10 protein-coding genes and 1 other RNA gene are annotated in these 10467 nt (G+C 45.8%); 7 read left to right on the top strand and 4 right to left on the bottom strand.

The window, feature by feature from the left end:
- Both Q0314_RS02380 and Q0314_RS02385 read left to right on the top strand, forming a co-directional pair.
- A partial coding sequence (locus Q0314_RS02380) for an FAD-binding protein (RefSeq protein ID WP_298056117.1) occupies positions 1–1121 on the top strand: 1121 nt, incomplete at its 5' end.
- The gene (locus tag Q0314_RS02385) at positions 1114–1833 is read left to right on the top strand and encodes a fumarate reductase iron-sulfur subunit (protein ID WP_002953066.1); all 720 of its coding nucleotides are present in this window, start codon (positions 1114–1116) and stop codon (positions 1831–1833) included. The genes Q0314_RS02380 and Q0314_RS02385, both read left to right, overlap by 8 nt.
- 303 nt (positions 1834–2136) lie before the next feature.
- Here the strand turns inward: Q0314_RS02385 and ssrA are convergent.
- Positions 2137–2494: a transfer-messenger RNA gene (gene ssrA / locus Q0314_RS02390) on the bottom strand.
- A gap of 66 nt (positions 2495–2560) precedes the next feature.
- Positions 2561–2968, bottom strand: a complete 408-nt coding sequence (locus Q0314_RS02395) for an Hpt domain-containing protein (protein ID WP_298056120.1) — start codon at positions 2966–2968, stop codon at positions 2561–2563.
- Positions 2969–3052: 84 nt separating this feature from the next.
- Between Q0314_RS02395 and panB the strand changes: the two genes are divergently transcribed.
- From panB to ruvB, 3 genes are all read left to right on the top strand, one after another.
- Entirely contained in the window at positions 3053–3856 is an 804-nt protein-coding gene (gene panB, locus Q0314_RS02400; protein ID WP_298056125.1) for a 3-methyl-2-oxobutanoate hydroxymethyltransferase, read from the top strand.
- A 196-nt stretch (positions 3857–4052) separates the two neighbouring features.
- Positions 4053–4940, top strand: coding sequence for a tetratricopeptide repeat protein (locus Q0314_RS02405; RefSeq protein WP_298056128.1), 888 nt, complete (start codon positions 4053–4055; stop codon positions 4938–4940).
- A 238-nt stretch (positions 4941–5178) separates the two neighbouring features.
- Positions 5179–6198, top strand: a complete 1020-nt coding sequence (gene ruvB, locus Q0314_RS02410; protein WP_298056131.1) for a Holliday junction branch migration DNA helicase RuvB — start codon at positions 5179–5181, stop codon at positions 6196–6198.
- A gap of 55 nt (positions 6199–6253) precedes the next feature.
- On the opposite strand, the gene Q0314_RS02415 is transcribed toward ruvB, so the two are convergent.
- Positions 6254–6739 (bottom strand): hypothetical protein, encoded by a 486-nt coding sequence (locus Q0314_RS02415; RefSeq protein ID WP_298056132.1) that lies wholly within the window; start codon positions 6737–6739, stop codon positions 6254–6256.
- A gap of 295 nt (positions 6740–7034) precedes the next feature.
- On the opposite strand from Q0314_RS02415, the gene Q0314_RS02420 reads away from it, so the two are divergent.
- Complete coding sequence (locus Q0314_RS02420; RefSeq protein ID WP_298056134.1) at positions 7035–8075, top strand: AI-2E family transporter; 1041 nt, start codon at positions 7035–7037, stop codon at positions 8073–8075.
- 151 nt (positions 8076–8226) lie between these two features.
- Positions 8227–9561: an OprD family outer membrane porin gene (locus Q0314_RS02425; protein WP_298056136.1), complete on the top strand. Its 1335-nt coding sequence runs from the start codon at positions 8227–8229 to the stop codon at positions 9559–9561.
- Positions 9562–9877: 316 nt separating this feature from the next.
- On the opposite strand, the gene Q0314_RS02430 is transcribed toward Q0314_RS02425, so the two are convergent.
- Positions 9878–10467 (bottom strand): hypothetical protein (locus Q0314_RS02430; protein WP_298056138.1); only part of this gene is annotated, 590 nt, incomplete at its 5' end.

Here is a 10467-nt window from a genome sequence, read left to right on the forward strand (position 1 = left end):
GCCGCGACGTCGTAAGCCGCCGCATCATGGAGCATATCCGCGCAGGTAAAGGCGTACCTAGTCCATACGGATATCACGTTTGGCTAGATATCTCAATCCTAGGACGCGAGCACATTGAGAAAAACCTACGCGACGTTCAAGAAATTTGCGAAATCTTTAACGGCATCGATCCAGCTGATACTGAAGTGTATACTGATGAAAATGGACGCCAACGTGGCAAAGGCTGGGCTCCAATCCTTCCTATGCAGCACTACTCAATGGGTGGTATCAAGACTAAACCTACAGGTGAGAGTCCAACACTAGCTGGTCTATTTAGTGCTGGCGAGGCTGCATGCTGGGATATGCACGGATTTAACCGCCTTGGCGGTAACTCAGTTTCTGAAACTGTTGTAGCTGGAATGATCGTGGGGGATTATTTTGCCCACTACTGCGGTAGCCACGAGATCGAGATAAATACTAACGATATCGAAAAATTCGTTAAAAAAGAGGAAGAGTATCTAAAGAGCCTTGTCGAAAAAGAGGGCAAATTTAACGTATTTGAGATCAAAAACAAGATGAAAGACATCATGTGGGAGCACGTAGCGATCTTTAGAACGGGCGAAGGCCTAGCCGTAGCGGTAAAAGAGCTAGAAGAGCTTTATAAACAATCTTTGGACGTCAAAGTAGCAAACAAGGCGCTATTTGGCAACCCTGAGCTCGAAGAAGCTTACCGCGTACCAAAGATGCTAAAACTAGCACTTTGTATCGCAAAAGGCGCGCTTGATCGCACCGAGAGCCGCGGAGCGCACTGCCGCGAGGACTATCCGAAACGCGACGACCTAAACTGGCTAAACAGAACTCTAACTAGCTGGAAAGAGGGCGATACGCTACCGACTATCGTGTATGAGCCGCTTGATATTATGAAAATGGAAATTCCGCCGGCATTCCGCGGATACGGAGCTAAGGGTAACATCATCGAGCACCCAGACAGCGCCGTACGCCAAGCGCAGGTCGATGAGATCCGCGCCAAAATGGAAGCCGAAGGCAAAGGCAGATACGAGATCCAAGAAGCGCTAATGCACTATGATCTTCAGCCTAAATATAAAGCACCAAACGAAAGAGCAGGAATAGGATATGAGTAGAAAAATAACCATAAAAGCATTTAAATATAATCCGTTAAGCAAAATTTCAAAGCCGCATTTCGCGACCTACGAGCTAGAAGAAACCGACGGCATGACGCTTTTTATAGCGTTAAATCAAATTCGCGAGAAATTTGACCCGGATCTTAGCTTTGACTTCGTTTGCCGCGCCGGTATCTGCGGTAGCTGCGGTATGCTAGTTAACGGTACGCCAAAGCTTGCTTGCCGTACGCTAACCAAAGACTATCCAAACGGCGTGATCGAGCTTATGCCTTTGCCGGTATTTAAGCTACTAAAAGACCTAAGCGTAGACACGGGCAACTGGATGAACGCGATGAGTAAGCGCGTGGAGAGCTGGATACACACCGACCACGAGACCGATATCTCTAAGCTTGAGGAAAAGGTTGAGCCTGAAGTAGCGCAAGAGGTGTTTGAGCTTGACCGCTGCATCGAGTGCGGTATCTGCGTAGCTGCGTGCGGTACGGCTATCATGAGGCCTGATTTCATCGGTGCGGTCGGACTTAACCGCGTAGCTAGATTTAAAATCGACGCGCTTGATAAACGAACCGACGAGGACTTTTACGAACTTATCGGCGACGATGACGGCGTGTTTGGCTGTATGACTTTGCTAGGTTGCGAGGATAACTGCCCTAAACACCTTCCGCTACAAAGCAGGATCGCGTATATGCGCAGAAAGATGGCTGTAATAAAGTAGCCAAGGGGTCGTGAGACCCCTTTTTAAATTTAATTTCAAATTTTACTTCTGTTTCTATTTTACTTTTTCTCAAATTTTAGCGTTAAATTTGTTTTTTAATTAGGTTAAATTTGTTCAAATTTGATGTTCTATGCCTTATAAAAACATGGACATACAAAAACGTCAAATTTTGCTTTAATAAAAATTTGATTTGATAGTAGCATCTTTGGTCTGATCGGGCTTATTTTTTAAAAGTATGATAAAGGTAAAAATGTCTTTAAATTTGTATTTTAGTGGATTTTGAAATCTTGTGAAAATGACACTTGGTGGAAGCGAGGGGGATCGAACCCCTGTCCAAAAACAAACCGATTACGGCCTCTACACGCTTAGCAAAAGTGAAAATTTCATCTAAAAAGGCTCACTTTCCAAAACCTTATTTTAGACTAAGACAAGATTTCGGCTAGCAGCTCGTCAGGCTGCCAACCTACGCTAGCTGGGGTTACTCGCCGTTATCTTAGCTAGTATCGGACTAGGCGAGGCTCAACTGAACTTACGCAGCTTTAGCGTAAGCAGGAGCGTAGTTAACGTTGTTTGCGTTTAAATTTATTTGAGCTTTTTACGCTTTGCTCAAAGCGACGTGCCACCGTGACCGCTCTGCTCCTGTCGAAGCCAAGTCGCTCCCGTAAGAATAGGCTAAATTTAGCCTTGTTTTAAAGGTTGTGGATTATATTATTTTTTGTATTTTTTGTCAAACGTCTAGTTTTTGGGGGATTTTTACGATATTGGCGTCTAATGGACTGAAAAACTCGGCATCGTTTTCTATATCGTTTTTGTATCTGTTAAACTGGTCGCTCAATAAAAGCAGCCAGTCTACGAAGTCATCGTTTGCGGGTCCTTGTAGATCCCTTGCTTCGCCGCAAATTTCCTCGGCTAAAGTAGTTAATTTTAATATAGGATCAAGCTTCATAAAGCCTGCAGCAGACTTAATATTATGAAAAATTCTAAAAAGCTCGCCGATATAGCCACTATACCTATCCGGCCTGGTGAGCCCTATGATGAGCGGTTCCATCAGATCGCACATCAAGGAGTAATGCGACAAAAACTCCTCCACAATATCGTAAGAGTAGTCTATCTCGAGGCTTTTTAGTATTCCCATTTATTTTCCTTAAAACTATTATCGTGATTGTAACATTTTTTTGATAAAATTAAAAATAAAATAGCTAAATTTAAGGAGGAATTTATGTTAAAAAATGATAAAAAAGTTACAATTTATGATATAATTAACAAAAAGGGTGTTGAGCCTATCGTTATGATCACGGCTTACGACGCTCTTTTTGCGCAGCTTTTTGACGATTACGTCGACATTATCTTAGTGGGCGACAGTCTAAATATGAGCTTTAACGGCAAAAAAGACACCCTTAGCTTAAAAATGAATGACGCGCTTTATCACGTTAAGGCTGTTTTGCAGGGCGCAAAGCATGCTTTTGTCGTTGTTGATATGCCATTTGGTAGCTATCAGGACGAAAAATCAGCGCTAAAAAACGCGACTAAATTTATCAAAGCCGGCGCAGACGCAGTCAAATTTGAAGGCGGTCTAAAAGCCGCTCCTATCGTAAAAAGGCTCGTGGGCGAGGGTATAAACGTGATGGCCCACATCGGACTCATGCCTCAGTTTGTGCGAAAAGAGGGCGGCTACAAGATAAAAGGACGCAGCGAGGCTGACGAAGCACGCTTGATCAAGGAGGCAAAAGCTCTCGAGCGTGCTGGAGCGTTCTCGGTCGTGGTCGAGGGTACGTTAAGTCCAGTTGCCACAAAGGTCGCAAAGAGCGTGCAGATGCCTATCATCGGTATCGGCGCGGGTGCCGACGTAGACGGACAGGTGCTCGTGTGGAGCGATATGCTCGGGTTTTTCGACGAGTTTAAGCCTAAATTCGTAAAGCGCTATCTCGACGGCGCAAATTTGGTGCGAACGGCGGTAGAATCCTACGCTCGCGAAGTTAGAGAAAAGACCTTTCCAAGCGAGGAGTTTGAGTATAAAATTTAGCTTGTTTTGAGCGAATCTAGTCTGCACGGCAAATTTGATTGCTCGCTAAACGACGGCAAATTTGAGCCTTAGGCGTTAAATTTGACGAACAGAGTTTGAGTTAAATTTAAACGCTTGCATTCGCCCGCCCCTCGTCAAATTTGACGGGCAAATTTGGCTATCAAAACAAGGCTAGATTAAAAACAAGGAGCGAGTTTTGAAAATTTTATTGATTTTAGCGGCATTTCTTGGCTCGCTAATGGCCTCAAATCCGAATTTTGGGCTAGGCATCGACAGTCTTGGCGAGCAAAGCGAGCAAGCGCAGAACGAGAGGCGATTTTCTAAACGAGAGGAGGCCGCGAGGCAGGCGATCGAAAATGCCGACTATGACGCGGCTTTTAAGATTTTATCGCCGCTTTGCGAGGAGGGCGACGCGATGAGCTGCGCGGCGCTGGGCAGTATGCATTTTAGCGGGCTAGGGGCCGAGAAAAGCAACGAAAAAGCCGAGCTTTTCTTTGAAAAATCGTGCGAGCTGGGAAACGGCACGGGGTGCTTTGATCTGGCGCTTTTAAACGTCAAGGAAGTTTTTGGCGCCAAGGATGAAAATAAAATATTTCGCCTCTACGAAAGAGGCTGCGAGCTGGGCTCTGAAGCGGCTTGCAACAACCTAGGCCTCATCTACGAATCACAAAACGATCTCAAAAAATCCATAAATTTATACGCCAAAGCGTGCAGAAAATTTGACGGTGCTGGCTGCTACAACTACGGCAGGATGATGCACGAGGGATTAGGTGCGGAGCGCGATCTAGCAAGCGCGCACAAGGCCTTTGACACTTCGTGCTACATGAAAAATGCGCTTGGCTGCTATGCTCTTGGCTACGTTTACGAGCACGCGCAGGGCGTGGAGTTCACGATTTATGACGCCTACGACGGATATTCGCGCGCTTGCAAGCTCGGCAACGACGACGGCTGCAGGGCTCTGGGCTTCGAAAACTACGAAAAAAATATCGAAATTTACGAAAAATTCGAATCTATCGCGGAGGGTTGTAAATTTGGCAACGATAGCGACTGCAAGCTTTTAAAGGCAAGGATAGCGGAGTTTTAAGCTCGGACTGATTTGGTCGGCCGCAATCTGTATTTTTCGTCAAATTTAAGCTGATTTTTGAGATTTATCCGCTTCGGCCAGGCGGATAAATTTGGGCTTTGTTCGGTTTAAAAACCTTAGCCTTTACGGCGCCAAATTTACCGCTGAACGCCGAGTCAAATTTGAACAAAGCCCAAAGCCAAAACTTACCCAAAATTTTGTAAAATGCGGCAAATTTACGAAAAACAGAGCCGAAAAAATGGATAGAATAGTCGAAATAGAAAAAATAAGCTTCGAGAACGATTTTGAGGTGTCGCTACGCCCAACGCGCTTTGAGGACTACATCGGACAGGAAAAGATCAAGCAAAATTTAGACGTATTTATAAAGGCTGCTAAAAAGCGCGGCGAGTGCCTAGATCACGTGCTTTTCTATGGGCCGCCGGGCCTTGGTAAGACGACGCTGGCGCACATCATCGCAAACGAAATGGGCGTGAGCATCAAGATGACGGCCGCGCCCATGATAGAAAAAAGCGGCGATCTAGCGGCGGTACTGACAAATCTCCAAGAGGGCGACGTGCTCTTTATCGACGAGATACATCGCCTCAGCCCCGCGATCGAGGAGGTACTGTATCCTGCGATGGAGGACTTTCGCTTAGACATCATCATAGGCTCGGGACCTGCGGCGCAGACCATCAAGATCGACCTGCCTAAATTTACGCTCATCGGCGCTACGACGCGAGCGGGTATGATTTCAGCACCCCTGCGAGATAGATTTGGCATGGATTTTAGGCTGCAGTTTTATACCAGAGAGGAGCTAGCTCGTATCGTGCAGATCGCCTCGGTAAAGCTTGGCAAAGAGTGCGAAAAAGCCGCCGCTCTCGAGGTCGCCGCTCGCTCGCGCGCCACGCCTAGGATCGCGCTACGGCTACTAAAGCGCATAAGGGACTTCGCCGAGGTAAACGACGAAGCCGTCATCTCGCAACCTCGCGCCAAAGAGGCTCTGGACGCGCTTGGCGTAAACGATATCGGCTTTGACGAGATGGATATCAAGTACCTAGAAATCCTGCTCGCCGCCAAACGTCGCCCGATGGGTCTAAGCACGATCGCGGCGGCTCTAAGTGAGGACGAGGGCACGGTCGAGGACGTGATCGAGCCCTATCTGCTCGCTAACGGCTACATCGAGCGCACGGCAAAAGGCAGGCTAGCTAGCGCCAAAGCCTACGAGGTGTTTAAGCTCAAATTTGACGGAGGTACGCAAAAAGGATTGTTTGAGGAGTAGGATGAGAGTTGTTTAAAAAAGAGGAAAGACTTGCAAGAAATGCAAGTCCTAAAGTCTACCATCTAAACAGCCATTCGCCGTTTGCCTGCTTGATTGCTTGCAGTGTGTTATAGTTAGCTATCTCTTCACTATCTGGCGCCATAAAAACTACGGTAAATCTAAAAGCATTTTTTGCTATAGGTTTTATGTCGGTTATACGTAAAAGTTCGGCACACTCAGCTTTAGTATAACGAAAAGTACTCATGTTAGAAGTTCCTTTTGTCATGCGCGGTGCTTTACCGACTTCCATATATTTATTATTTTTTTGCCAATTATAGCATGCCATATTGGATAAAAACTCTTGCAGTCTAGGCTTGGCGCTTTCAAACTGCTCTCTAAAATCTTTCGGATATTGAGTGTTCGCCAACGCGTTGCTTACGGACGGGGGTGTGGTTGTTGTGCTGCTTTGGTAGTTTCTATCTGACGCCTTTGGTAAATTTGGCATAGTGCAACCACCGAGAATAGTGGCAATTAGTGCAAAAGATACGATCTTGGTTTTCATTTACCCTCCTTAAAATAAAATTTAAGTATAAAATCTATTCAGTTAAAAGTCGCTTAATTTTAAATATTTAGCAAACTTATCAAATATGTCTAAAATTTGGCTAAAAAGTCGGTATGTCATCTTGCTATAAACTTTAAATTTGATGGTCTAAAGATGAAATTAAATTTGTTTTGTAAATTTAAATCACCCAAATTTTGCGCTAAATTTATCAACCGCGCCAAAGCCGCCGACACCCGCCTGCCCGTCCGCAAAACCCCGCAAAATCTGATATAATAAGCCCCTCAAAAGGAAAAAAATGAATAATCGAGTGTTTTTTGGCATCTTCGCTCTTTGCGCGTTGGCGCTAGTCGTGTACCTTTTTAAGCCGTTTTTGCTAAATATCTTTATCGCCGCATTGCTCGCGGTCGCCACCTCAAACGTAAACGTCAAATTTTTACAGCTAACCAAGGGCAAAAGGACGCTCTCGGCGGCTCTTACGACGCTAGCGCTGTTTTCGCTGTTTATCGCGCCGCTTTTGTACGCCGTGATCGAGATCGCCAAACACGCCGCAAACTTTAACACCGGCTACATAACAAACACGCTAAATTATTTTCAAAGCGGGAATTTTCAGCTGCCCGAACCGATCAAATTTCTAGAGCCCAAAATCAAAGAGATTATCGCCGATATCGATGTTAAAGCTATTTCCACCAACGTGCTTTCTAGTCTTGGCGGTATCGGCAAATCAAGCGTGAACTTTCTTTTCGACATGATTTTTATCCTCGTGTTTTTCTTTTTTGCGGTGCTTTACGGTAGCGAGCTCGTGGGCTACCTAAAAAGCGCGCTTCCGATGAAGGAGAGCGAGAGCGAGTTTATCCTCAGCGAAGTGGCTAACGTCATGAGCGTCGTGCTTTACTCTATCGTTTTAAATGCGATTTTGCAGGGTTGCCTCTTTGCTATCATTACGATTTCCTACGGCTATAACGGCTTTTTGATGGGCATACTCTTTGCCTTTACTTCGCTCGTGCCAGTCGTTGGCGGATTGCTTGCTTGGGGGCCTATTAGCCTTTACGAGTTTGCTAACGGCAACACCGCGGCCGCGATCGTCATCGCCGTCTATACCATCATCGTGATATCTGTCGTCGCAGATACGTTTTTAAAGCCGATCGTGATTAAATTTATCAACGATAAGCTCGTAAAAATCCCGACAAAGATCAACGAGCTGTTGCTGTTTTTCTCGATGATAGCGGGTATCTCGACGTTTGGCTTTTGGGGACTTATCCTGGGGCCTGCGATCGTGACATTTTTTATCTCGACGATTAAGCTTTATACATTGCTTAAAGAGCGCGCCGTTGTGTAAATTTGCCTAAAATCGGCGATATTTTTAGCAAATATCACAAATCTAACGCGAATTTTATTATTTTCTGTGCTATAATCCTTAAATATAAAAATTAATGTTCCGCATTAAATTTGCGGAACGTAAATTTGCTAAATTTAACCAAGGAGTTTTTATGAAACTAGCAAAACTAAGTTTAGCCGCCGTTTTGGCGCTTGGATTTTTAGGCGCCGCAAACGCAGCCGATACCTTTGGGGAGGCATTTACCAAAGGAAAACTAGCAGGCAAGATCCAGGCTACCTACGTCGATCAAAAAGACGAACGCGCGCCGATACACGACGAGCAGCTGACGTCTATACAGCTTGAGCTTGGCTACGTGACCGATCCGTTTTACGGCTTTAGGCTCGGCGTTACGGGACAGGGCAACTTCTTGCCGTTTAACAGCATGAGAAAAAGCGGCACCTTGTACGATAAAGAGTGGGGAACGCAAGGCGCGGTAATGTCTGAAGCGTACCTGGGCTACGGCATAGGCCAGACCGATATAAAATTTGGCCGTCAATACGTAAATACTCCGCTAGTAGCGGGCAATCCGACGCGCGCGTTTAAAGAGGCGTTTGAGGGTCTAACGATCGTAAATAAAGACATACCAAACACTACCTTGATCGGCGGCTGGTATTATAAATTTCAAGGCAGAAGCGCCGTCGTAACCGGCGGCAAAGAGGGACGCGCCCCGCACTTTAAGGATAGAGTCGTCGTGGGCGGTATGGGACCCGTGGCTCACGAGTTTGATAATATCTTTACCGGCGCGGTCATAAATCAAAGTATCCCGAATCTAAAACTAACCGGCGCATACGCTAGAGTGACCGATCTTAGACGCGGCGCGCTGCAAGGCGACATCAACTTCTACCTGGCCGAGGCTAACTACAAAGTACCCGTCGGCGACTTTAAGCTCGGTTTTGACGCGATGTATAAGGGCTCTCGCACTACAAGAGGTTTAGAAGATCTAAACTACGACGGAAATATGATCGGTCTAAGAGCGGGCATTTATGATTTCGTGGGCTTTAGCGCGTCTTATGCCTATACGACCGTCGGAGACAACGACGCTTTGGCGTTTGGCCTAGGTAACGGCCCCGGCTCATACACGCTGCTTCCTATCCGCGGGCCTTTCGTATTTACGGGCTATGCGGGTATGAATACGCATAAGCTTTTGTTTGAGTACGACTTTAAAGAAGTCGGCGCCGAGGGTCTAAAAGCAAAACTACATCTAGTAAAAGGTAGGCAAGACGCCCCTCACCGCAACGCCGGTCCGACTGCGGCTAACACGCACATGAACGTCCAAGGCTGGGCGGCGCAGGCTAGCTACGATATGCCGTGGGTCAAGGGGCTAAGCGCAAGCATCACCTACACCGCTCTTGAGAGAAAGAACTTTGATACTAGAGGAGCCGTTAGAAAGACCGATAACAACGAGCTTTGGCTACAACTTAGATATAAATTTAACCTTCTAAACTAGCTACTTTAATGCGGATGCAAATTTGATGCGTCCGCTACTTCTTTTTATTTTGTGTTATCGTCGCAAATTTAGCTTCGTAAAATCGGCATAAATTTGATCTTTTTGGGCAAATTTGCACTTAAATTTAAAAGATAAAATCAAGAACCGTTAAATTTGATAAAACGAGATTTGAAAAAATAGCGTGGATTTAAAGGCTGAAATTTGTCCGTAGCGATCTAAATTTACTTTCGCGCTTTGTATGGATCGGCCGAAAATAAAAGCAAATTTACAGCTTGCAAGGGCAAATCGTTCGCCCGAGCAAGCTGTAAATGAAGGCCTATCTTTCGTAAAATTTACCGAGTACGCCACTGCCGATCTCTTTACGTTCGCCGTCTTCTATCATCACGGCTTTGCGGTCGATATCGACGGTTTTATCGGTGTTGATGATAAATTTGAGCTCGTACGAGCGCGAGTTTATCTGTTTTGGCATATCTCCGAAAAATATCGGTTTTGGCGGGCGTTGCGAATCAAGCGCGGCCCATTTAAACTGGCTTACGAAGGTGCTAAATAAAAAGGCATTGCCGTTTAGCTTGTATTTGTTTGCGAGCTCGTCCGCGATCGCATCGTTATCGCAGTTTACGGGCGCGCTGAAGCTACTTTTCTTTGCTTTTTCTTCGTCGTATTTGCAAAATTTATTTGCCAGCGCCAGCATCTCCTCTTTGTTTGCGTCGCTGCTACCTTCGGTTTTTAGTTCGTTGTAGTTATTTATTATTCGCTCTAGCGTCTTTTCTAGGCTTTTTTGCGCGTCGTCTTTGGCTTTTTGCACGGCCTCTTCGTAGCGAGCGTTTTGTTTGTCAAATTCCGCCTTGAGCACGTCGCTACTAACCTCGCAAGTTGCCTTGACCAGTTTTAGATCGTTTCCGCTAA

Origin of the sequence: uncultured Campylobacter sp. (assembly GCF_938040115.1) — a bacterium.
Taxonomy (GTDB): Bacteria; Campylobacterota; Campylobacteria; order Campylobacterales; family Campylobacteraceae; genus Campylobacter_A.